We start from the raw sequence: 23,062 nt of genomic DNA, 5'->3' as shown, positions 1-23,062 counted from the left end.
AGTGACAAAATAAAATTAAAGAATTTGTAACTGGGAAAATAGTTTTATGCTTTATTTTCTCTAATAACTTCCTCCATTCTTAAGAAAACGGCATCATTTATAGAAAAACAGGTGAAATCTATAAGAATATCCCCTATACGATATCTGTCAGGTTATTTTTACGAAATTTCAACAAACAAAAAATCAACAACTTTTCACAGCGTAACCATATAAATTCGTTGATAGTTTTAACGATTTAGATTGCAAAAGCAACAGATAGAACGGTGTTTGCTCATCAAGCGAACATAATTAATACAGACTTGTTTTGCGTGATAAAAAAACAGATGTTCTCACACCCTTAATTATTTAGTATGTTATCTGAATGCAATACATTATTACTGTATAGATAATAAAGCGGGAAATGATTTTAAATTAATAAGACAGAATAATGTAATGAACAAAGAATGAAGCCGGATGATATTAACGATCATCCGGCTTTATTGATTTACGAGACTAACATTCCGGTAAACACATACGCCTGCAGCAGCGTGATAATGCCGATAACGCTGGCAAAAATCAGACTGTGCTTCACGGTGTAGCGGAACAGTTCAGATTCTCGGCCCACCATGCCCGTCGCGGCGCAGGCCACGGCGATAGATTGCGGGGAGATCATCTTGCCAGTTACGCCGCCGCTGGTGTTTGCTGCCACCAGCAGAGTGTCAGAGACGTTGATTTGCTGCGCCGTCGTTGATTGCAGTGAACCAAACAGGGCGTTAGAAGACGTATCCGAACCCGTGAGAAATACACCCAACCAGCCAAGGAACGGTGAGAAGAACGGGAACATCACGCCTGTGCCCGCCAGCACCAGCGCCAGCGTGGTGGACATGCCGGAATAGTTGGTGACAAAAGCAAATGCCAGCACCATGCCAATCGACAGTATCGGCCACTTCAGACTAATTAGCGTTTCGGCAAAGACACCAATACCTTTCTTGATCCCCACGCCGAGGATGAAGATCGAGATAATCGCCGCAATAAAAATAGCGGTGCCGCCAGCAGAGAGAGGGTCGAATTTAAACACCGCATCCATTGGCGTTGGCTGAGCGACAATGGGTGCCGCTTTCAAGACTTGTTGATGCAAATGAGGGATCTGGAAATTAATCACCAGCGAATAAAACGCACCGCCCGGAGCAAATAACGCTTTAAATGGTTTCATCGTCCAGATGGTAACCAGTACCGTTAAGATTAAAAACGGTGACCATGCACGAATGATTTGCCCCAGACTATATTCTGAAGGCACGGGACCGCCAGAAGATGGCTTATTTACCACCATCGCACCTGCGGATTGCCCCATGCTGATTGCCGTTTCGGTATTCTTCGGCCGCCAGACTTTAAGGAATAAAGCGAGTGAGACAATACTCACCAGCGCCGAAGTAATATCCGGCAGTTCCGGACCAATGTAGTTAGAGGTAAAGAACTGCGTGACAGCGAAGCTTCCCCCTGCAACCAGCGCCGCTGGCCAGGTCTCTTTCACCCCTTTCCAACCGTCCATCATTGCCACCAGCCAGAATGGCACAAGAACCGACAGGAACGGTAACTGACGTCCCGCCATTGCGCCAATATCAAACGGATCGATTCCCGTTACCTGACCGGCGACCAGAATTGGCACACCCAACGCACCAAACGCCACCGGCGCAGTGTTGGCAATCAGACACAACCCCGCCGCATATAACGGTTTGAAGCCCAGCCCCACCAGCAGAGCGCCTGTAATCGCCACCGGCGCGCCAAAGCCAGCCGCTCCTTCCAGCAGTGCGCCAAAGGAGAAACCAATCAGTAACACCTGCAAACGCTGATCGTCGGTGATGGAGATAACCGAACTGCGGATAATATCAAACTGCCCGCTGGCAACGGTTAATTTATACAGGAATACCGCCGCGACAATAATCCACGCAATAGGCCATAATCCATAAATAAAGCCATAGCCCGCAGCAGCAAATGCCATATCAATTGGCATTTTAAAGGCGAATATCGCAATCAGGATAGATAATATAAGGGTTATTGCTCCAGCAACATGCCCTTTCAGACGTAATACCGCGAGTGCAACGAAGAAGAATATTATCGGGATCAGGGCGACCAGAGCGGATAGCCCCAATCCTCCCATCGGCATATACATTTGGGTCCAGGTAACCATATTGTTCAGTCTCTTATTATCTTTATATACTTGATATATTTAAGGTTTGTAATAAGCAAAAGAGGACTGAACTGTAAAATATAGGCGTTATACTTTACAGCAACAGCACGCCGCTAACGCAATTGCTACCTCTGGCATAACAAGTATATCGGGTAAGGGTTTCTGTTCCGCACACACAGGCGCAGAGTATCGTAAAGATGTCCATAATGTTGTTTTAATCCCGCTAGTGATGCGCTACGGGTATTTAATATTGTTAAACCCTGATAATCGCTCCGGTTATTTCCGGGATAAATATACTACCGCAGTTACTATCATAGCCCCGACAATAAAACTTGCCGGGGCTTTTTTGATGCTATTAATGACTTTCTTTTTCACGTAAACGCCAGGCGTGTAATAACGGTTCGGTATAACCGTTTGGCTGTTTCACGCCGAGGAAGATCAAATCGCTGGCAGCTTTAAAGGCACACGAGTTAGCGAAATTCCCGACCATCGGACGATATGCCGGATCGCCAGCATTTTGCTGATCCACCACTTTCGCCATGTTCTCCAGCGACGCATGCACCTGATCTTTGGTCAGAATACCGTGACGTAACCAGTTGGCGATATGCTGGCTGGAGATACGCAACGTTGCACGGTCCTCCATCAGCGCCACGTTGTGAATATCGGGTACTTTTGAACAACCAATCCCCTGCTCCACCCAGCGCACCACGTAACCCAGAATCCCCTGCACGTTGTTATCCAGCTCTTGTTGGATCTCTTGTGCCGACCAGTTAGCGTTTTCAGCAACCGGAATGGTCAGCAGATCGTCCAGCAGCGGTTCAAATTCAGCATTGAACTCGGTCTGGGCAATGTTGGCTTGCACACTCTGTACGTTGGTTTGATGGTAGTGCAGCGCATGGAGTGTAGCGGCAGTTGGCGACGGAACCCAGGCCGTGTTCGCCCCGGCACGTAACTGATCGCCCTTCTGGCTGTACATGTCTGCCATCAGGTCCGGCATTGCCCACATCCCTTTACCGATTTGCGCTTTACCGCGCAGCCCGCAGAACAGGCCGGAAAGCACGTTGTTGCGCTCGTAGGCTTTGATCCACGGCGTCGATTTCATCTGGTTTTTACGCAACATTGGGCCCGCTTCCATCACCGAATGCATCTCATCGCCAGTACGGTCAAGGAAACCGGTATTGATAAACGCCACGCGGTTGCTCGCCTGAGCGATACAACTACGCAAGTTCAGCGAGGTCCGGCGTTCTTCATCCATAATGCCCATTTTCAGGGTATTCGGTTTCATACCAAGCATTGTCTCAATGCGGGTAAACAGTTTGTTGGCAAAAGCCACTTCCTGTGGACCGTGCATTTTCGGTTTCACAATATAAACGCTGCCGGTACGCGAGTTTTTCTGCACTTTTAAATCATAGAGGGCAATCGCGCCAGTCATGACGCCATCAAGAATACCTTCCGGAATTTCATTACCTTCGCTGTCCCAAATCACAGGAATGGTCATCAAATGACCTACGTTGCGGATAAACAGCAGCGAACGTCCGTGCAGAGAAATTTCAGATCCATCGGCGGCAGTGTACTGACGATCGTCATTCAGTTTACGCACGATTTGCCGACCGTTCTTCTCCATTTTCTCTTGCAGAGTCCCCTGCATCAGGCCCAGCAGGTTGCGATACAGCAGGATTTTATCTTCCGCATCAACCGCCGCGACCGAATCTTCGCAATCGAGAATGGTACTGATGGCCGCTTCGACGATAACATCGTTGATGTGCGCCGGATCGTCTTTGCCAATCCGCCCGTTGGCATCGATTTGTAGCTCGATATGCAGGCCGTTATTTTTCAGCAAAATGCAGGTTGGCGCAGCGGCATCGCCACGGTAACCGACAAACTGTGCCGGTGTACGTAACGTGCTTTCTTGACCATTTTTCAACTGGATACGTAATTGTTTATCGACCACGCTAAACGCCACGACATCCTGATAGCTGCCATTTTCCAGCGGCAGTGATTCATCGAGGAAACGTCGAACCCAGGCGATAACCTGCGCACCGCGCTGCGGATCGTAGCCGCTGACCATCGCCCCTTCCTGCGGGATGATGTCACTGCCGTATAGCGCGTCGTACAGCGATCCCCAGCGCGCGTTCGCCGCGTTCAGCGCGTAGCGGGCATTCATTGCCGGAACCACCAGCTGTGGCCCCGCCTGGCTGGTGATTTCGCTATCAATGCCCGTGGTTTCCACCGTCACGTGCTCCGGTTGCGGCACCAGGTAGCCCAGTTCACGCAGGAAAGATTTATAGGCCGCTTTATCTTTTACCGGCCCCGGATTGCTGCGATGCCACTCATCAAGCGCCGCCTGAATGCGATCGCGCTCTGCCAGCAACTGACGATTTTCTGGTGCCAGATCGTGAACGATGTCATCAACATTGTGCCAGAACGCGGCAGCATCCAGTTCCACGCCAGGCAAAACTTCTTCATCCACAAAACGTTTAAAATTGGCGTCAATGCGTAAACGGCCCTGGGTTATGGTTTGACTCATTGTTTATCTCCTCGTTTTCGCTTATTTCGCCAACACCGCTGCTGCCGCTTTCGCGACCTGCGCATCCTGTGCTCCGGTTAAACCAGAAACGCCCACGGCACCAATAATTTGCCCATCCACAACAACCGGTACGCCACCTTCCAGCGACGTCAGTAACGGCGCAGTCACGAACGCGGTACGTCCGTTGTTCACCATCTCTTCATAGCCCTTAGTTTCACGACGCCCCAGCGCGGCGGTACGCGCTTTCTCCTGGGAGATGTAAGCCGCAATCGGCGCGCAATCGTCCATGCGACTTAACGCCAGCAGATGACCGCCGTCATCGGCAACAGCAATGGAAACAGACCAGTTATTTTTCTGCGCCTCTTCCTGACCTGCGGCAATAATTGCACTCGCCATTTGCTGGCTAAGAATGACTTTAGTTTTCATTTTGTTATTCCTTTTCAAGGGCTTGTTCTACAATTTCAATCCAGTGACGCACAGAGGTACGACCGGCACTCGCCAGATGCATCTGGCAACCAATGTTGGCGGTGACGATCATTTCCGGTTTGCCGCTTTCCAGCGCATTCATTTTGTTATCCCGCAGCTGGCGCGCCAGATCGGGATGCGTTAATGCATACGTTCCCGCCGACCCGCAGCACAGATGGCTGTCGGGAACGTCCGTTAAGGTAAATCCAAGACGAAGTAACACTTTTTCTACTTCGCCGTTCAGCTTTTGCGCATGTTGTAGGGTACACGGGCAGTGGAAAGCCAGTTTTTTATCGCCGCGAATTGCCAGTTTTTCCAGCGGTTCCTCGCGCAGAAGTTCGACTAAATCGACCGCCAGTTCACTGACCTGACGCGCTTTATCGGCATACAACGCATCGTTTTTCAGCATCTGCCCATACTCTTTGACGAACGCGCCGCAACCACTGGCTGTTTGCAATATTGCCTCGGCACCTGCTTCAATCGCGGGCCACCAGGCATCAATATTATTTCGCGCCCGCGCCAGCCCTTTCTCTTGCGCATTAAGATGATAGTCCACCGCGCCACAACAGCCTGCTTCGTTAGCTGGCATGACGCTGATCCCCAGACGATCCAACACACGAGCAGTTGCCGCGTTGGTATTGGGCGAAAGCGTAGGTTGGGCGCAGCCTTCCAGCATTAAAACCCGGCGCTTATGGCGCAGCGGCGGACGCGGTTTGGCTTTCATGGTTCCAGCGGGCAATTTTGCTCTGACTTGCTCTGGTAACAATGGTCGCAGCACCAGCCCTACCTGCGTCAGCGCACGGAAGACCGCCGGACGCGGCACAACCTGGCGCAACCCTTCGCGCAGCATTCGTTCTGGCAGTGGGCGTTTCACTTTCTGCTCGACAATATCACGCCCGATATCCAGCAAATTGTGATAGCGCACACCAGAAGGACAGGTGGTTTCACAATTGCGACAAGTGAGACAGCGATCGAGATGCTCCTGCGTTTTAAGCGTGACTTCGTTGCCCTCCAGCACCTGTTTAATCAGATAGATGCGCCCGCGCGGCCCGTCCAGTTCATCGCCTAAAAGCTGATAAGTTGGGCAGGTTGCAGTACAAAATCCACAGTGAACACAGGCGCGCAGGATGCTGTCGGCTTCCAGCGCACGCGCGTTCTGAAGCATCTCTTCAGTTAACCGGGTTTGCATAGCCTGCTCCTTAAAGTTCCACGTACATGCGACCGGGGTTAAACACGCCGCAAGGGTCGAGCTGCTGTTTAAGCTGCTGGTGATAGCGGAATAAAGGAGCCGGTAGCGGGGCAAAGCCACCATCTCCGGCACTAAAGCGGGTCGCATGACCGCCTGCGTTGTGGGCAATGCGATGGATTTGATTGTCATCGGCTGTCGATTTCAGCCAACGCAACGCACCGCCCCAGTCGATCAATTGCTCGCCGGGTAAATCCATCATCGGCGCATCGGTGGGTAAGGAAATACGCCATAAAGTGCCCGGTAATGAGAAGAACGGCAGTTGTTGTTCACGCAATTGCTGCCAGAACTGACCCGCAACCTCTTCGCCACCCAGCAGTTCACGTGCTGCTTTTACCGATCCTTCACCGCCTTCAAGGCGGATCCACAACGCATTGTCGAAGTAACATAAGCCACTAATGGGTAATGGCTGGAGTTGCCACTGGGCGATTTCACTCATGGCTTCTTGCAGGCTTATTTCCCGACACAAGCTCAGTGTGGCGCGCGGTCGCGGCAACACTTTCATCGAGATTTCAGTGAGCACGCCAAGACAGCCGTAGCTTCCGGCCATTAACCGCGAGAGATCGTATCCGGCAACGTTTTTCATCACTTCGCCACCAAAGCGCAGATGTTTTCCAGTGCCGGTAATAATGCGCGTACCGAGGACAAAATCGCGTACTGAACCACTCCACGGGCGACGCGGCCCTGCCAGCCCGCAGGCGACCATCCCGCCCCAGGTGGCTTCTTCACCATAATGCGGTGGCTCGCAGGGGAGCATTTGCCCCGCGCTCTCCAGCGCCGCTTCAATCGCCACCAGCGGTGTTCCGGCACGCGCGGTAATCACCAGCTCGGTCGGGTCGTAATTAACAATGCCGCGATGGCAACGCACATCCAGCGTTTGCCCGATGACAGGACGACCTAAAAAGGCTTTGCTATTGCTTCCCTGAATCGCCAGCGGCGTTTTATCGCTAATTGCCTGATTCACCTGCTCCAGCAGTACCTGGCTGTAATCACACTCGCGTAGCATCAGAAACGCTCCAGTTCAGGGAAAGGTAAATGACCGTGATGCACGTGCATGGCACCAAATTCAGCGCAGCGGTGCAGTGTGGGGATGTTTTTCCCAGGGTTCAGCAAACCATCAGGATCAAACGCCGCCTTGACTGCATGAAAGGTAGTAATTTCATCACTGTTGAACTGGGCGCACATCTGATTGATTTTTTCGCGCCCGATGCCATGTTCCCCACTGATACTGCCGCCTACTTCAACACAGAGTTCAAGGATCTTCCCACCCAATTCTTCCGCACGGGCGAATTCACCGGGTTCGTTGGCATCGAAAAGGATTAACGGGTGCATATTGCCGTCTCCGGCATGAAAGACGTTGGCAACGCGTAAATCATATTGCTGCGATAAACGGGCAATGCCTTCCAGTACGCCAGGCAACGCGCGGCGCGGGATGGTGCCGTCCATGCAGTAGTAATCCGGGGAGATACGTCCTACCGCCGGAAAAGCATTTTTGCGGCCGGCCCAGAAACGCACGCGCTCCGCTTCATCCTGCGCCAGACGGACGTCAGTCGCGCCCGCTTTCAGTAAGATGTCGTTAACTCGCTCGCAGTCTTCCTGTACATCAGATTCCACGCCGTCCAACTCACACAATAAAATTGCTTCGGCATCGACGGGATAACCGGCATGAATAAAATCTTCCGCCGCGCGGATCGACAGGTTATCCATCATCTCCAGCCCGCCGGGGATAATGCCATTAGCGATGATGTCGCCAACCGCAAGTCCGGCTTTTTCTACCGAGTCAAAGCTGGCTAACAGAACTCGTGCCACAGGGGGCTTCGGCAGCAGTTTTACCGTCACTTCGGTGGTCACGCCGAGCATGCCTTCCGATCCGGTGAACAGCGCCAGTAGGTCAAAACCGGGTGAATCCAGCGCGTCCGATCCCAGCGTTAGTGCCTCGCCATCCAGCGTTTGCACTTCAATTTTCAGCAGGTTATGTACGGTCAGACCATATTTCAGACAGTGGACGCCCCCGGCGTTTTCCGCCACGTTGCCGCCAATGGAACAGGCGATTTGTGAGGAAGGATCCGGCGCGTAATAGAGATTATGCGACGCAACAGCCTGGGAGATCGCCAGGTTACGCACGCCCGGCTGCACACGCGCACGGCGACCAACGGGGTTAATGTCGAGGATTTCTTTAAAGCGCGCCATCACCAACAACACACCTTTTTCCAGCGGCAGCGCACCGCCAGAAAGTCCGGTGCCTGCGCCACGGGTCACTACCGGTACATGCAAACGGTGGCAGACAGCGAGAATCGCCGTCACCTGTTCCATCTGCTTAGGCAGAACAACCAGTAATGGACGCGTACGATACGCGCTCAACCCGTCACACTCGTAAGGAATAATCTCCTCATCGGTATGCAGGATCTCAAGTCCAGGGACATGCTCACGCAGTGCCATCAGTACCGATGTACGGTCGACATCGGGTAAAGCGCCATCAAGACGCTCTTCGTACAAGATGCTCATGAGTAGGGTTCGCTTTGTTGTGTTGTGTGGCAGCTGATTTTTGCGCGCTGCTTCTGTGAACAGTTATTAAGCGGGCTTTTCGTTTTCGTCTATCTCTTTAGCTACCGGTCAGACCATTTTTTTTCCAGCTCTGTGACCTTGCCTTGGTTAACTTAATGTTAAATTGATGTAACATAATCACTTACGTGATGTGCGTGTTTTGCGAATCAAGAACAGAAAAATTGGTCCTACCTGTGCACGAGGTCCGGGAATGAAAGATGAACGTCGCCCTATTTGCGAAGTGGTTGCAGAGAGTATCGAACGGTTAATTATCGACGGCGTGCTGAAGGTCGGTCAGCCGCTTCCTTCGGAGCGTCGACTGTGTGAAAAGCTCGGCTTCTCGCGTTCCGCACTGCGTGAAGGGCTGACCGTGCTGCGCGGACGCGGGATTATTGAAACAGCACAGGGGCGCGATTCTCGTGTAGCACGCCTTAATCGCGTGCAGGACACCAGCCCGCTGATCCATCTGTTCAGTACACAGCCGCGAACGCTATACGATCTACTCGACGTTCGCGCATTGCTGGAAGGCGAATCGGCAAGGTTGGCAGCTACGCTGGGAACCCAGGCGGATTTTGTTTTGATAACCCGCTGTTATGAAAAAATGCTCGCCGCCAGTGAAAACAACAAAGAAATTTCGCTGATCGAACACGCGCAGCTGGATCATGCTTTCCATCTTGCCATTTGTCAGGCTTCCCACAATCAGGTGCTAGTTTTTACGCTGCAATCATTGACCGATCTGATGTTTAATTCAGTGTTTGCCAGCGTAAATAATCTCTACCATCGACCACAGCAAAAAAAGCAGATCGATCGCCAACATGCGCGGATCTACAACGCGGTGTTGCAGCGACTGCCGCACGTCGCCCAGCGCGCCGCACGTGATCATGTGCGGACCGTGAAAAAGAATCTCCACGATATCGAACTGGAAGGCCACCATTTGATTCGCTCGGCGGTGCCGCTGGAGATGAAGCAGGGGGGAATGTGAGCCGAGTTTTCCCCCTCACCCTAACCCTCTCCCTGAGGGGCGAGGGGACCGCCCCTGCGCTTAATAGGATCTGATGTTAAATCTGTTCATCTATACACTCTCCCGAATGACCGTCCGTGCGCTTAATGGGATCTGGTATTAAATCTGCTTTTCATACAATCGGTAACGCTTGTACGGCTCCGCTCCAATGCGTTCCAGCATGTTATTCATGCCTGTATTGGTTTCGAGGATCCATGACATTTCCAGCGCATCGATCTTCCGGCGAGCAAACGGATCGCGTAAGGCTTCAATCAATAACAGCGCAATCACCGGGCCGATGCGGCTGAACTGATACTCGTCACGCACGCCCATCAGCGGCACTCGCGCAGTTCGCACACCGCTGACTTTTAAGCGCCATAGCAATTTTGCCCAGCCGAAGGGAAAGAGCGATCCGTTCAGATCGGCAATCGCCTCGTTGATGTTCGGCAAGCCGACTATAAACGCGCAGGGAGCAGAATCAATCTCGGCGACGTAGATCATATCGTCCGGTACCAGATACTTTAGTTGATCGCCCATGGTAGCGAATTCATGTTCGGTAAACGGCACAAATCCCCAGTTGTGCTGCCAGCCAGAGTTGAAAATCTCACGCAGGATCTGCATCTCTTCAGCAAACCGCTGACGATTGATGCAACGAATGGTCACCTTTTTGCGTACCTGATTCATCAGTTTTTTTAGCGCCGGAGAGAAAGTGAGATCGGTTCGTTGCATCCACCACGCCAGTAAATCAATACCTTTGTGATAACCCAATTGTTCAATATACGCGGCATACCACGGTTTACCGTGCGGCATCATCGCACAGGGCGGAGTGTCGAAACCTTCAATCAGTAATCCGCTTTCCTGATTGATATTCAGGCTGAAAGGCCCGCTGATCATACTGGCACCTTGTAACTTCAACCATGCTTCCGCTGCGCCAAACAAAGCGGCAAAAACCTGCGGATCATCAATGGCGTCAATCATGCCAAAATGACCGGTATCGTCACCGTAACGCTCGCGGTGCAAGGTATCGATTTGCGCGGTAATCCGCCCGACTATCTGCCCCGCTTTTTTTGCTACCCACGCCTGCCAGATAATATGGTCCGTCCCCGGATTCTTCGCCGACAAATGCTCGCTGCGTTCAATGAACAAAGGGGGTATCCAGTTTGGATCATCGGGATAAAGTGATGACGGAAAAGCGATAAATGCCTTAAGGTCATTTTTATTAATTACTTTTTCAATTTTAATCATCAGCAGATCGCATTCCATATCTCTGTGGATAACAAATAATTAACGGTGACAAACAGATTGCAACAGCAACGAACGGCATCTTAATAATCAACCCAATGAATACAAACAAAGAATAAATAGTATTTATTAATAATTAAGATAAGGTCAGAGACTACACAGAAGCGCCTCAATGCCTTTTGTCGATTTAAGGCAACCAAACAAGGCTTCTTCTTAATATATTCATAAATTAAATATCATTCACAATAAAAACAACAAAGCCAAACCTATTATTTAAATCAATGTTCAATATCGCACCGATGAAAATACTATCTCATTTATCTTTTATGCCTATATAATCCACCGCATTATTGTCATTTTATTTCTGATATCCAATTTTTTTCGTGGTGTATATGTCTAATAACATCTTTACGCATTCCCTACCTATGCGCTATGCCGATTTTCCAACGCTGGTTGATGCTTTGGACTACGCCGCTCTGAGTAGCGCCGGAATGAATTTTTATGACAGACGTTGCCAACTTGAAGATCAACTGGAATATCAGACGTTAAAAGCGCGTGCCGAAGCTGGTGCGAAGCGGTTGTTATCACTGAATCTGAAAAAAGGCGATCGCGTGGCGCTGATTGCCGAAACGAGTAGCGGGTTTGTAGAGGCTTTTTTTGCCTGCCAGTATGCCGGCTTAGTCGCCGTCCCGTTGGCAATTCCAATGGGCGTCGGTCAGCGGGATTCCTGGAGCGCCAAACTGCAGGGTTTACTGGCAAGTTGCCAGCCCGCAGCCATTATCACTGGTGATGAGTGGTTGCCACTGGTCAATGCTGCTACGCATAACAACCCCGAATTACATGTTTTAAGCCACGCCTGGTTTAAGGCATTACCGGAAGCCGATGTTGTACTCCAGCGTCCAGTTCCGAACGATATCGCCTACCTCCAGTACACCTCCGGCAGCACCCGTTTTCCCCGTGGCGTCATTATCACCCATCGCGAAGTGATGGCTAATCTACGTGCTATAAGCCACGATGGCATTAAATTACGCCCTGGCGACCGCTGCGTCTCCTGGCTGCCTTTCTACCATGATATGGGACTGGTCGGCTTTCTCCTGACCCCCGTCGCCACGCAGCTCTCAGTAGATTATTTGCGCACTCAGGATTTTGCCATGCGTCCTCTGCAATGGCTTAAATTGATCAGTAAAAATCGCGGCACCGTTTCCGTTGCGCCGCCGTTTGGCTATGAATTGTGCCAGCGCCGCGTGAATGAAAAAGATCTCGCTGAACTGGATCTTTCCTGCTGGCGCGTTGCTGGTATTGGTGCTGAGCCGATCTCCGCAGAACAACTCCATCAATTCGCTGAATGTTTCCGTCAGGTTAACTTTGACGATAAAACTTTCATGCCGTGCTACGGACTGGCAGAAAATGCGCTGGCTGTCAGCTTCTCTGATGAAGCCTCCGGGGTTGTGGTTAACGAAGTGGATCGCGACATCCTTGAATATCAGGGCAAAGCCGTCGCGCCGGGTGCTGAAACACGCGCCGTATCGACTTTCGTCAACTGCGGTAAAGCGTTGCCGGAACATGGCATTGAAATCCGCAATGAAGCAGGTATGCCGGTCGCGGAACGTGTGGTAGGCCATATTTGCATCTCCGGCCCCAGCCTGATGAGCGGTTACTTTGGCGACCAGGTTTCGCAAGACGAGATTGCCGCGACGGGCTGGTTAGATACCGGCGACCTCGGTTATCTGCTGGACGGTTATCTGTATGTCACCGGGCGCATTAAAGATCTGATTATTATTCGTGGCCGTAATATCTGGCCGCAGGATATTGAATATATTGCGGAACAGGAACCGGAAATTCATTCTGGCGATGCGATTGCTTTTGTTACCGCCCAGGAAAAAATCATTTTGCAGATCCAGTGTAGGATCAGCGACGAAGAACGTCGTGGGCAGCTTATCCACGCACTGGCAGCACGGATCCAAAGCGAATTTGGCGTAACAGCGGCTATCGATCTGTTGCCGCCCCACAGTATTCCCCGAACGTCCTCCGGCAAGCCTGCCCGTGCGGAAGCGAAAAAACGTTATGCTGCAAGCCTTCATGTGCAGGAATCCATGGCATGAATCAAACTGTCGCGGTGACGGGCGCTACCGGGTTTATCGGTAAATATATTATCGATAACCTGCTCGCCCGCGGCTTTCACGTTCGCGCATTGACGCGTACTGCCCGCGCTCACGTCAATGATAATCTCATCTGGGTGCGCGGTTCGCTGGAAGATACACATTCGCTTAGGGAACTGGTTGCCGGAGCCAGCGCGGTAGTCCATTGCGCCGGGCAAGTGCGCGGACACAAAGAAGAGATTTTTACCCGCTGTAACGTTGACGGCAGCCTGCGCCTGATGCAAGCGGCAAAAGAGAGCGGCTTTTGCCAACGTTTTCTGTTTATCTCTTCGCTGGCGGCGCGCCATCCCGAACTCTCCTGGTACGCAAATTCCAAACACGTCGCCGAACAACGACTGACCGCAATGGCTGACGAAATTACGCTGGGCATTTTTCGCCCGACAGCCGTGTATGGTCCCGGCGATAAAGAGTTAAAACCGCTGTTTGACTGGATGCTGCGCGGCCTGCTGCCACGACTTGGTGCGCCAGATACACAGCTCTCTTTCCTGCACGTCACCGATTTCGCGCAAGCCGTGGGGCAGTGGTTAAGCGCCGAAACTGCACAGACGCAAACCTATGAATTATGCGATGGCGTCGCCGGCGGCTATGACTGGCAACGCGTACAGCAACTTGCCGCCGACGCCCGTTGCGGTTCCGTTCGAATGGTTGGTATTCCTCTGTCGGTACTCACCTGCCTTGCGGATATCAGTACCGCGTTGAGTCGCCTGGCAGGTAAAGAACCTATGCTGACCCGCTCGAAAATCCGTGAATTAACCCACGCCGACTGGTCAGCAAATAATAACCGTATTTCTGAAGATATTAATTGGTTTCCCGGGATTAGCCTGGAACACGCATTACGCAACGGGCTATTTTGATTGTCTTGTTTAAAGGTGTGTCAACGTTTCTATGGTAAATCGTGAAATAGTAATGGATTACATCCTTTCCTGTTTACAGGATTTGGTCGAAAACGGTGTGGAAATTAAGCCCGACAGCGATCTCGTCAACGATCTTGGCCTGGAGTCGATCAAAGTGATGGATCTCTTAATGATGCTGGAAGACAGATTCGATATTTCCATTCCTATTAATATTCTGCTGGATGTCAAAACCCCTGCGCAATTAATGGAAACTCTACTTCCATGGCTGGAGAATAAATAATGGGGCTATACGATAAATATGCGCGCCTTGCTGGCGAGCGACTGCATTTTAGTGACAACGGGTTAACGCCGTTTGGTACCTGTATTGATGAAGTGTATTCCGCCACCGAAGGCCGGATCGGCGATAAAAACGTGATCCTGGCCGGGACCAATAATTATTTCGGTTTAACCTTCAATCATGATGCCATCGCCGAAGGTCAGGCAGCGTTAGCGGCCCAAGGCACCGGCACCACCGGTTCTCGTATGGCAAACGGCAGTTATGCGCCGCATCTGGCGTTAGAGAAAGAGATTGCCGAGTTTTTCAAGCGCCCTTCCGCTATCGTTTTTTCAACCGGTTATACCGCGAATTTAGGCGTCATCAGCGCGCTTGCCGACCATAACGCCGTAGTGTTACTGGATGCCGACAGCCACGCCAGTATTTATGACGCCTGTTCTCTCGGTGGAGCGGAAATTATTCGTTTCCGCCATAACGATGCTAAAGATCTGGAACGGCGCATGGTTCGCCTCGGTGAACGGGCAAAAGAGGCGATTATCATCGTTGAAGGCATCTACAGTATGCTCGGTGACGTTGCGCCGCTGGCGGAAATTGTTGATATCAAACGTCGTCTCGGTGGTTATTTGATTGTCGATGAAGCGCATTCGTTTGGCGTGTTAGGCGCAACAGGGCGCGGACTGGCTGAAGCCGTTGGCGTTGAAGATGATGTGGATATTATCGTTGGTACTTTCAGTAAAAGTCTGGCCTCGATTGGCGGTTTTGCTGTCGGTTCGGAAGCGATGGAAGTGCTGCGCTACGGCAGCCGCCCGTATATTTTTACCGCCTCTCCTTCTCCGTCCTGCATTGCGACCGTGCGCTCGTCGTTAAGAACTATTGCCTCACAACCAGAGTTGCGGCAAAAGCTGATGGATAACGCCAACCATCTGTATGACGGTCTGCAAAAACTGGGTTACGAGTTAAGTTCACATATTAGCCCGGTAGTGCCAGTAATAATCGGTTCGAAAGAGGAAGGTTTACGCATCTGGCGCGAGCTTATTTCGCTGGGCGTTTATGTGAATCTTATCCTGCCACCTGCCGCGCCTGCAGGCATCACACTGCTGCGCTGTAGCGTAAACGCTGCCCACACTCGTGAGCAAATCGATGCCATCATTCAGGCATTTGCTACTCTGAAGCAGTAATGTGAGCCCGCTGTGGTACTGCGCCACGGCGGGTTTAATGTTGACTGTCATACCAATACACCAGGCTCAACGCCACCAGCATAAACGCTATCGGTAAACCGAGCGCGGTAACAGGTGCGCTCAACGCAAATAGCAATCCCAGATTGACCATAATTTGATAGCTGATCCAGGTGAGTAAGCCCACGATGACGCCTACAGCGAGACGGCTACCCATCCCAGGCGAACGCGGGGCACTAAAGGTAAACGGCACAGCCAGCAAAATCATCGCCAGGGTCAAGATGGGTTGTCCCAGTTTTTCCCACAGTGCAAGGCGGTATTCGTTGCTGGGTTGTCCAGTTTCCTGCAAATAATGGATGTAATGATTAAGTTGACGGCCAGAAAAAGTATTTCCCGGCATCGATAACTCTTCAAGATTCATACTGATGAAGGCCGATTGCCAGGCAAGATTATCAGATGTTTCCAGCGTTTCTTTGCCATTCAGCCATTTTTTATGATTCACACCATGCAGGATCCACGTTTTGTCGTCTTCAATGGTGGCACTGCGTGCATAAATGTAGGATTCGAGCGAGAGATCGTCGCGGTAATGAAATATCTCCACGCCCACCGGCTGGCCCTGCTCGTTCAGCGATTTCACCGTCACAAATTCATTACCACGCCTGGCCCACAGCATATTGCCGGTAATGTCATCGTCCTCCCCCAACGCAGTGGCAGTCGATTTGATTTGCAGCGCCTGTTGCTGCAATGGCGACGCCACCCACTCATCTATCGTGCCTAATGAAACAGTCCACAATATCCCGGCAACCAGCGCCACCAGTGCAATACGGAAGATAGAAAACCCCGTGCTGCGAATGGCGGTAAGCTCACTGTTTTTCGATAACTGCCCCAGGCCGACAATCCCTCCCAATAAGGCGATAAACGGCGAAAGTTCGACCAGTGTGCGCGGTAAGGTCATCAGCACCACCAGCACCGCCTGAGTCCAGCGATAACCACCCGGGCTGACATCATCCAGTTCGTTAATCAGGTTGAAGGTGGTAAAGAGCGGCAGCAATAGCCCTGCGGCGGCGGCAAAACCGAGAAAGAGATGACGGATTAAATAGCGACTGAAAACATTCATCGGGAAAATTTCTGCAGCAAAGAGAAGTCGCGTGCGACCAGCATCAGCAGGCCCATTAGCATGAGTCCGGGTACTAACCACAAACCAGGAATGAGGGGAATCGCGCCGTTAGCCACCAGCATACGGCAGACGTCGCCGCCATAAAAAATGGCAACAAACAGCAACGTCAGTGGCAATAACGTTGAAAATCGCCCTTGCCGCGGTTTTACCCGACTTAATGAAATGGCCAGCAGCGCCATCAACAATGCTGTCAGGCCACGGCTTTGTCGCCATTGCAGTTCGGCATGATCGGCAGGAAAGGCGGAGCGCGCCAGCTCCGTGACCGATTTTGCTTTGCGTTTGACGTTAGGGCTTTGATCCAGCGGATTCAGATGCAATTGCAGATTACGGTAGATCTGTTCGTTGTCGTCACGCCCCTGATGATCGAGAAGATAGGCGGTCCCGTTATGCAACATAACGGTCGGTTTCTCGGGTGATGGGTCAACTACATCAACCGAACGGGCGCGGAAAATACGGGTTCGATTGGCAGTAGAAGTATAAATCAGCACGTCAGTCAGGCGATTATTATCCTGATCAACCGTCTGCGAAAGGATCATTCGTCCGTTATCGTTAGTGTTAAATTTCTTTGCCCGCAACTGGCGAACATCCAGCTCCGACTGCGACTGTTGCTCCAGTTGATAAATCTGCGCATAAGCCCACGGACGACCATACATCGACAGAAGGGTGACAAAAATACTTAGCGGTATCGCCAGATAAAGAACGGCTTTGTACAAGCGTCCCGGACTCCCCCCCGCCGCAGAAATAGCGGTAATTTCCGAGTCGGTATACATCTGCCCTAGCGTCACGCCAACTGACACATACAGTCCAACAGGTAACAACATCTCCAGTGCAATCAGCACCTTGTAGAAAACAATATCCAGCACAACATCAAGAGCTAATGTCCCATTTGCCGCTTCGGTCAGATAACGCTGTGCGGAGTAGCTGGCGAAAATAAAGATCAGAAAACCGACGATAATCAGCACCAGACGGCGCGTACCACGCATGATGTAGTGTTCAACCAGCTTCATCTCACTAACGCCCTCAATCCTTTGAATTTTTATTCATTGATCAGCTTCTGCGCCAGCGCAATGACATGATCTACCTCTTCCGGCGTCAGGCTGCCGTCCTTTGCCCACTGAATTTGCCCGGCTTTATTCAGCACCAGAATGGTTGAACTCTGCTCCGGCAACCGCCAGACAACGCGTCCCTGTCCATTGCCGTCAATAACGAATTGCGCCCACGGATAGCGGCGTTTATTTTTTTCGATTTTGCCAACGACAAAATAGCCAGTACCAAAGATGGCATCATCGGTGTTCACAATGGTGGTGGGCTGAAAACGATCCTGCGGAAAGTTTGCCGCTTCAACCGCTTTAATTAACAGTGAGTTCTTTTTCTTCGCCGACTTACGCCCGGCGATATACTGAATAATGCGGACTTTTCCCGCCAGCTGTGTGCTGTTCCACTTTTGGTAGTGAATTTCGTCGTCGCTATTCAGAAGCAGCTCGCCGCCTTCCTGGATATAAACAGGGGTAACCGTTTTACCCGTGACGAAATTGTGCGCCTGCACACCCGGGGCTAAGAGCATGATAATCAGCGCAATAATCAAACGAGATGACATCATTGCTCCGGTTATAGCGGAAAACGCGAAATCAGCAGTTCTAAGCGCTGACGAATATCGCTATCCAGCGCCATCGGTGCATCATACGACTGGCGGTTTTCCATATCATCCGCCACCATGTCGTCGTGTTTATCCCCCATCAGGCCATTAATGGCGGCGAGGAAGCGGGAAATCTGTAACGCTTCTTTATTTTCAGGATCAAGCGATCTTAGGGTGTCGTAATAAGAAACCTGCTGGCTGATGATTTTTCGCACATCATGAAATTCCCTGCCGGTTAGTCGCGGTTTGGCAATTATCTCTTTCAGAATATGCATTTGCTTTTGCCGATAGGCAATAAAACCGCTTACGCTTTCTAACTGGCTATGGCGTAATGAATAGTTCACCAACGACCAGACCGGAGAGCTTAAATAAATCCGTAACAGGTTGCCGTAATACGACACAATATTTTTTTTACCGTTACGGAAACCATCCTGAAAATGGCCCAGACATACCGTCGTTTTGCCGAATAAAAATCCTGCCTGGTGTTTTTTCAGATACAGTCGCTGAGCGAAACGCAGATGCTTATAGCGCGCCCGCATATATTTAAACTGTTTACGCTCGTCAGCCGTAAGCCCCTCGCCTTTGGCTTGTTTGTGGATTAAACGCAGTAATTCCTGACGATCAACGCCATTCAGCCAGAATTGCAGGCATAACGCGTAATTATCATGAATGATTTCGGTGGTACAACCTGTTGCGATAGTCGGCGGTAAACTGACCTGCGCATCAACGACATCATCTTCTTCAACTGCAATAAATAGACGCTCGCTCGCCTCAAGCGGGAAATATTTTCTCATCATCAGGATTTCTCTCCGGCTGCGTTATAAAGCAAGGAATGGCGCTGAAAAAATGCCTTTAAGGTTGGAATTAACGAGAGCACCACATCCAGACATTGCCCACCGAAGTAAGCAAATGCAGCCCCCAGCACGCCAAACAGATGACAGAACATGAACAGCAATACGATGTAGCCGATTGAGGCGATGGTTTGCGCCACGAGAAAAGCGCGCTGTTTTCCCGCCATCAATAGCAATGACTCCTGTGGGAAGCCCAGCATCGAAATCACAATTGCGCCAAGCATCACCTGAATCAGGTCATACGCTTCGAGATACTTAACGCCAAACACCAGCGAAATGAGCGGCTTGCCGACGATCAACACCGCGAGCGCCACCAGAATACCGATTCCGCCCGCCAGTAAACCGGACTTCACGCCTAACAACCACGGTCTGGTGGTGCGCGGATCTAAACGCATCACCTCTGGGTAAAAACTTTTGCCCAGTAAACCCGCTGGCGTTCCGGCGGCATCGAAGAATGTCATGGCGATTTTAAATAACCCGGCGGCAGCGGGTCCTAACACGATCCCCACCAACACTGTGCTGCACGAGTTACGTGCCGACCAGATGGAGTGGGCAATGTTGGTTGACCAGACAAAACTCCACGCGCCTTTAATGTGTCGGGCAGACTCAAACAGATTCAATTTGAAGGCGTTATGGATATTTCTGCGGCGTAATTCGCGCGCGGCAAACCACCAGTACATGGTGCCGCCAACCAGATTCGATGCATACCAGGCAATAACAAAACCCGCAAAACCAAAATCAAAATACCAGGCTACGACGCTCCCCGCTGCGCGCAGAAAAGGTTTCGTCGCCTGCTGTACAGCAATCAAATCGAAGCGATCTACCGCACGCAGAATGCCGGTCGGTGTGGAGGAAGCCATTGAAGGAATGAGCGTGCAATACAGCGCTGCCAGCCAAAAGCTTTGGTCATCCAGACCTAATGAATGGGAAAGAAAAGGGAGTAAGGCAATGCCGCCGACAATCGCCACCGCGCCGCTGACGATATCCAACGAGAAGGAAAATGAGACGACATTGCGAAATTGCTGCGGATTATTATTGGTCAAGGCTGGCGTTCCGTACTGAACCACCAGCTGCCATGTCTGAAACTTAATAAAATCGCTGATCGACTTGGCGTACGATTGCACAATCACCAGTACGCCAAACATGGCGGGCGTCATCCCTTTACCGGCACACGAGAGCGCCAACAGACCCAGCAAAGCGCTCACGACATTACTGGAGCCTAACCAGGCGCTATTGCGAATAATGGTGCGAAACGCGCCATCTGCAAACCAATGTTTGATGTTAAACCCCGCCAATTCAGCCTGACCTTATCGTTGATAGTAAAAAGTATCCCGCCAACCTTAAGTTAAACTTCGGCGGTCAGAAACGATTGCAACCAGAGAAACCGCCTTCTGTGCCTGTTCCAGCACTTCGCTGTAGGGCGCTCTGGAATCAATCTCAAGAATTTTTGTGCCGTTATAGCCAATCGTCGACATGACACCGATTTTGTCCTGCAGCTCGGCATAGTCATGGTCAGGCTTGCGGGAGATGGCAGTATCAATATCAATCCCCAAACGAATAATTAATTCAGGACGGTATTGCGCCATTTTTTGGTATAAACGCCGTTCGCGCTGTGCCAGAAACATGCTGATTTTCCCGGTCGCACGCTCGACGCCAATCCCCGGTCCGTCATAATAAAAGCCCGAAATTTCAGCCTGCGGGAAGCGATCGCTGACCACCAGAACGCCACTTTGCGCCAGTCGCTGAACCTTGCGTAGATTCGCCATTCTTCGCAGCGAGAAGCAGTACATAATCACCGCCGCCCATAGCGCCGGAGATTTGGTTTTCATGCTTTGGGTTTTCGAGGATTTGGCCGCCAGTCGCCGTTCCAGCCAGACGCCAACGAGCGGCAACCGTTTGATTTTGTCGCCGTCTTCGCCGGAGAGCAGCCCCAGATAGCGGCGCTCGGTTTGCCAGTGTTGTTGCAGCGATTTCACCAGGTCAGTGGTCAGTGTGGATTTACCGGTGCCATCACACCCGACCACCGCAATCAGCCCCGGAATGTAGTTGGGCTGCGGCGCGGTTGTACTATTAACAGTTTGTGTTTGTAGTGCATCCATTCGTTAAATCATCCCCTATCCATTTGGTGATCAGGAAAGCGCGGCGTGAATTGCGCGTAGTGACGCTTGCAGAATTTCATCGGCTGGTTGCCGACCATCCAGTTCAAGGATCTTTGCGCCATTGAATGTCAGTTGCGGCGTAACAGCGATTTTTTCCTGTAACGCCGCCAGTTGGTGGTCAGGTTTACGCGCAAACGCGGTTTGTTCATCAATGCCAAGACGAATCAACAATACGGGCAAATAAGACGCCATCCATTGGTAAAGTTTGAGCTCGCGCTGTCTTAACATTTTTATCCAGCCGTTACCGCCCGTGTTTTTTGCCAGTTGCGGGCCATCAAAGCGAAAACCCGGCACTTCAACCTGCGGGTAGCGGTCGGTGATGAGCAGATAGCCTTGCTGGCTTTTACACAACATTTTGCGAAACTTATACGCCCGCCAGCAGGAAAGCAGATAAATAACCAGCGCAGTAATATTGCCAGGCGGTGTGGAGGGCTTTTCGTGCACATGTGCCGCTTTACTTCGCAGATAACGCCCAAAAGGTGCGCCAATAACAGGGAGCTGTGAAATCCATTCGCCAATTCGCCCGGACGATTGCCCGAGATAAATGTGTTCTGTTGGCATTGTTGCTGCCAGTTCATTTACCAGGCTTGCCGTGAGGGTCGATTTACCTGAACCATCACATCCTACAATGGCAATAACACGCACTGGCGTGGAATTAATTATTGACATATTACGTTGATTCACGAAAAACCCGGCAGCAAATAATGTATTGAATATTACGTGGTCCGTGCTCAGAATATCCGTTCAACCTTATTGTGACAATGGTTAATTGTGACATTGACCTGAATTACGCTTTCATAAAAACATATTAACCAAATAAATATTTTGGATGGATATTTAAATTTAAGGATATATTCATGCAGTCAATAATTCCTCCATTAATTGCCGTTATTGGTAGCGATGGTTCAGGCAAGTCCACGGTGTGTGAACATCTTATTACCGTTGTCGAAAAATATGGTGCTGCCGAAAGAGTTCATTTAGGAAAACAGGCCGGAAATGTCGGTCGTGCAGTGACAAAATTACCGTTGATGGGAAAGTCTCTGCACAAGACTATTGAAAAAAATGAAGTAAAAACGGCAAAAAAATTGCCTGGCCCAGTTCCGGCGTTGGTGATTACTGCATTTGTCGCCCGTCGCGTACTGCGCTTTCGTCATATGCTCGCCTGTCGTCGTCGCGGGTTAATTGTTTTGACCGACCGTTATCCACAGGACCAAATTCCTGGCGCTTACGATGGTACGGTGTTCCCACCTAACGTTGAAGGCGGCCGGTTTGTCTCATGGCTGGCAAGCCAGGAACGTAAAGCGTTTCACTGGATGGCGAGCCATAAGCCTGATCTGGTCATCAAACTCAATGTTGACCTTGAAGTTGCCTGCGCGCGTAAACCCGACCATAAACGGGAATCGCTGGCGAGAAAGATTGCCATAACGCCACAGTTAACCTTTGGTGGTGCACAACTGGTTGATATCGACGCCAATCAGCCACTGGAAAAGGTGCTGGTTGATGCAGAAAAAGCGATTACGGATTTTATGACCGCGTGTGGTTATCACTAGTCAAAAATGGAAATGCCCGATCGCCAGGACCGGGCA

Annotated in this window: 20 protein-coding genes; 6 read left to right on the top strand and 14 right to left on the bottom strand. The window is 50.9% G+C overall.

The features are described 5' to 3' along the window. Positions 1-484 precede the first annotated feature (484 nt). The 6 genes from glcA to glcD form a co-directional block, all read right to left on the bottom strand. Positions 485-2,167: a glycolate permease GlcA gene (glcA, locus tag BEB54_RS13940; protein ID WP_000259279.1), complete on the bottom strand. Its 1,683-nt coding sequence runs from the start codon at positions 2,165-2,167 to the stop codon at positions 485-487. 355 nt (positions 2,168-2,522) lie between these two features. Further along, a complete protein-coding gene (glcB, locus tag BEB54_RS13935; RefSeq protein WP_032185122.1) occupies positions 2,523-4,694 on the bottom strand; it encodes a malate synthase G in 2,172 nt (723 codons plus the stop codon). 21 nt (positions 4,695-4,715) lie between these two features. Next, positions 4,716-5,120: a GlcG family protein gene (locus tag BEB54_RS13930; protein ID WP_000853256.1), complete on the bottom strand. Its 405-nt coding sequence runs from the start codon at positions 5,118-5,120 to the stop codon at positions 4,716-4,718. A gap of 4 nt (positions 5,121-5,124) precedes the next feature. Next, complete coding sequence (gene glcF, locus BEB54_RS13925; protein ID WP_105276746.1) at positions 5,125-6,348, bottom strand: glycolate oxidase subunit GlcF; 1,224 nt, start codon at positions 6,346-6,348, stop codon at positions 5,125-5,127. 10 nt (positions 6,349-6,358) lie between these two features. Continuing rightward, positions 6,359-7,411, bottom strand: coding sequence for a glycolate oxidase subunit GlcE (gene glcE, locus BEB54_RS13920; RefSeq protein WP_105276747.1), 1,053 nt, complete (start codon positions 7,409-7,411; stop codon positions 6,359-6,361). Further along, the gene (glcD, locus tag BEB54_RS13915; RefSeq protein WP_000026096.1) at positions 7,411-8,910 is read right to left on the bottom strand and encodes a glycolate oxidase subunit GlcD; all 1,500 of its coding nucleotides are present in this window, start codon (positions 8,908-8,910) and stop codon (positions 7,411-7,413) included. The genes glcE and glcD overlap by 1 nt, the downstream gene beginning before the upstream one ends. Positions 8,911-9,160: 250 nt before the next feature. On the opposite strand from glcD, the gene glcC reads away from it, so the two are divergent. Further along, positions 9,161-9,931 (top strand): transcriptional regulator GlcC, encoded by a 771-nt coding sequence (glcC, locus tag BEB54_RS13910; RefSeq protein WP_105276748.1) that lies wholly within the window; start codon positions 9,161-9,163, stop codon positions 9,929-9,931. A gap of 138 nt (positions 9,932-10,069) precedes the next feature. On the opposite strand, the gene yghO is transcribed toward glcC, so the two are convergent. Continuing rightward, positions 10,070-11,212, bottom strand: coding sequence for a protein YghO (yghO, locus tag BEB54_RS13905; protein ID WP_105276824.1), 1,143 nt, complete (start codon positions 11,210-11,212; stop codon positions 10,070-10,072). Between the two features lie 371 nt (positions 11,213-11,583). Here yghO and BEB54_RS13900 point away from each other — a divergent pair, with 371 nt between their 5' ends. Genes BEB54_RS13900 through spt form a run of 4 tightly spaced genes read left to right on the top strand, consistent with a single transcriptional unit; the run spans position 11,584 to position 15,656 of the window. Further along, positions 11,584-13,293 (top strand): fatty acyl-AMP ligase, encoded by a 1,710-nt coding sequence (locus BEB54_RS13900; RefSeq protein WP_105276749.1) that lies wholly within the window; start codon positions 11,584-11,586, stop codon positions 13,291-13,293. Further along, positions 13,290-14,204, top strand: coding sequence for an NAD-dependent epimerase/dehydratase family protein (locus BEB54_RS13895; RefSeq protein ID WP_105271326.1), 915 nt, complete (start codon positions 13,290-13,292; stop codon positions 14,202-14,204). Before BEB54_RS13900 ends, BEB54_RS13895 begins: the two co-directional genes overlap by 4 nt. Before the next feature lie 31 nt (positions 14,205-14,235). After that, positions 14,236-14,484, top strand: a complete 249-nt coding sequence (locus BEB54_RS13890) for an acyl carrier protein (RefSeq protein ID WP_000248097.1) — start codon at positions 14,236-14,238, stop codon at positions 14,482-14,484. After that, positions 14,484-15,656, top strand: coding sequence for a serine palmitoyltransferase (gene spt / locus BEB54_RS13885; RefSeq protein WP_105282216.1), 1,173 nt, complete (start codon positions 14,484-14,486; stop codon positions 15,654-15,656). Before BEB54_RS13890 ends, spt begins: the two co-directional genes overlap by 1 nt. 34 nt (positions 15,657-15,690) lie before the next feature. On the opposite strand, the gene lptG is transcribed toward spt, so the two are convergent. Genes lptG through BEB54_RS13850 form a run of 7 tightly spaced genes read right to left on the bottom strand, consistent with a single transcriptional unit; the run spans position 15,691 to position 22,160 of the window. Further along, positions 15,691-16,770 carry an LPS export ABC transporter permease LptG gene (gene lptG / locus BEB54_RS13880; RefSeq protein WP_105276751.1) on the bottom strand — a complete coding sequence of 360 codons (1,080 nt, stop codon included), beginning with the start codon at positions 16,768-16,770 and terminating at the stop codon, positions 15,691-15,693. Then, positions 16,767-17,837 (bottom strand): LPS export ABC transporter permease LptF, encoded by a 1,071-nt coding sequence (lptF, locus tag BEB54_RS13875; protein ID WP_105271323.1) that lies wholly within the window; start codon positions 17,835-17,837, stop codon positions 16,767-16,769. The genes lptG and lptF overlap by 4 nt, the downstream gene beginning before the upstream one ends. Before the next feature lie 29 nt (positions 17,838-17,866). After that, entirely contained in the window at positions 17,867-18,427 is a 561-nt protein-coding gene (locus BEB54_RS13870; protein ID WP_001354968.1) for a YtfJ family protein, read from the bottom strand. An 11-nt stretch (positions 18,428-18,438) separates the two neighbouring features. Then, complete coding sequence (locus BEB54_RS13865) at positions 18,439-19,263, bottom strand: hypothetical protein (RefSeq protein WP_105276752.1); 825 nt, start codon at positions 19,261-19,263, stop codon at positions 18,439-18,441. Then, on the bottom strand, positions 19,263-20,612 hold the full coding sequence (locus BEB54_RS13860; RefSeq protein ID WP_000896872.1) for a lipopolysaccharide biosynthesis protein: 1,350 nt from the start codon (positions 20,610-20,612) through the stop codon (positions 19,263-19,265). The genes BEB54_RS13865 and BEB54_RS13860 overlap by 1 nt, the downstream gene beginning before the upstream one ends. Positions 20,613-20,657: 45 nt before the next feature. Further along, positions 20,658-21,416 carry a hypothetical protein gene (locus BEB54_RS13855; RefSeq protein ID WP_000339526.1) on the bottom strand — a complete coding sequence of 253 codons (759 nt, stop codon included), beginning with the start codon at positions 21,414-21,416 and terminating at the stop codon, positions 20,658-20,660. A gap of 30 nt (positions 21,417-21,446) precedes the next feature. Further along, entirely contained in the window at positions 21,447-22,160 is a 714-nt protein-coding gene (locus BEB54_RS13850; protein WP_001076266.1) for a dTMP kinase, read from the bottom strand. Between the two features lie 173 nt (positions 22,161-22,333). Between BEB54_RS13850 and BEB54_RS13845 the strand changes: the two genes are divergently transcribed. Continuing rightward, positions 22,334-23,026, top strand: a complete 693-nt coding sequence (locus tag BEB54_RS13845) for a dTMP kinase (protein WP_105276753.1) — start codon at positions 22,334-22,336, stop codon at positions 23,024-23,026. The last annotated feature ends 36 nt before the right edge of the window (positions 23,027-23,062 follow it).

Origin of the sequence: Escherichia sp. MOD1-EC6021, assembly GCF_002965245.1 — a bacterium.
Lineage (GTDB): Bacteria > Pseudomonadota > Gammaproteobacteria > Enterobacterales > Enterobacteriaceae > Escherichia > Escherichia coli_F.
This window is presented reverse-complemented; position numbering and strand designations above follow the sequence as displayed.

Bases quoted from the DNA above. Each gene is read 5' to 3' on its own strand.
- BEB54_RS13845 (WP_105276753.1), top strand. From the start codon at position 22,334: ATGCAGTCAATAATTCCTCCATTAATTGCCGTTATTGGTAGCGATGGT.
- BEB54_RS13890 (WP_000248097.1), top strand. From the start codon at position 14,236: ATGGTAAATCGTGAAATAGTAATGGATTACATCCTTTCCTGTTTACAG.
- BEB54_RS13855 (WP_000339526.1), bottom strand. From the start codon at position 21,416: ATGGATGCACTACAAACACAAACTGTTAATAGTACAACCGCGCCGCAG.
- lptG (WP_105276751.1), bottom strand. From the start codon at position 16,770: ATGAATGTTTTCAGTCGCTATTTAATCCGTCATCTCTTTCTCGGTTTT.
- glcD (WP_000026096.1), bottom strand. From the start codon at position 8,910: ATGAGCATCTTGTACGAAGAGCGTCTTGATGGCGCTTTACCCGATGTC.
- glcB (WP_032185122.1), bottom strand. From the start codon at position 4,694: ATGAGTCAAACCATAACCCAGGGCCGTTTACGCATTGACGCCAATTTT.
- glcA (WP_000259279.1), bottom strand. From the start codon at position 2,167: ATGGTTACCTGGACCCAAATGTATATGCCGATGGGAGGATTGGGGCTA.
- BEB54_RS13870 (WP_001354968.1), bottom strand. From the start codon at position 18,427: ATGTCATCTCGTTTGATTATTGCGCTGATTATCATGCTCTTAGCCCCG.
- yghO (WP_105276824.1), bottom strand. From the start codon at position 11,212: ATGGAATGCGATCTGCTGATGATTAAAATTGAAAAAGTAATTAATAAA.
- BEB54_RS13930 (WP_000853256.1), bottom strand. From the start codon at position 5,120: ATGAAAACTAAAGTCATTCTTAGCCAGCAAATGGCGAGTGCAATTATT.
- spt (WP_105282216.1), top strand. From the start codon at position 14,484: ATGGGGCTATACGATAAATATGCGCGCCTTGCTGGCGAGCGACTGCAT.
- glcF (WP_105276746.1), bottom strand. From the start codon at position 6,348: ATGCAAACCCGGTTAACTGAAGAGATGCTTCAGAACGCGCGTGCGCTG.
- BEB54_RS13900 (WP_105276749.1), top strand. From the start codon at position 11,584: ATGTCTAATAACATCTTTACGCATTCCCTACCTATGCGCTATGCCGAT.
- BEB54_RS13895 (WP_105271326.1), top strand. From the start codon at position 13,290: ATGAATCAAACTGTCGCGGTGACGGGCGCTACCGGGTTTATCGGTAAA.
- BEB54_RS13865 (WP_105276752.1), bottom strand. From the start codon at position 19,263: ATGATGAGAAAATATTTCCCGCTTGAGGCGAGCGAGCGTCTATTTATT.
- glcE (WP_105276747.1), bottom strand. From the start codon at position 7,411: ATGCTACGCGAGTGTGATTACAGCCAGGTACTGCTGGAGCAGGTGAAT.
- lptF (WP_105271323.1), bottom strand. From the start codon at position 17,837: ATGAAGCTGGTTGAACACTACATCATGCGTGGTACGCGCCGTCTGGTG.
- glcC (WP_105276748.1), top strand. From the start codon at position 9,161: ATGAAAGATGAACGTCGCCCTATTTGCGAAGTGGTTGCAGAGAGTATC.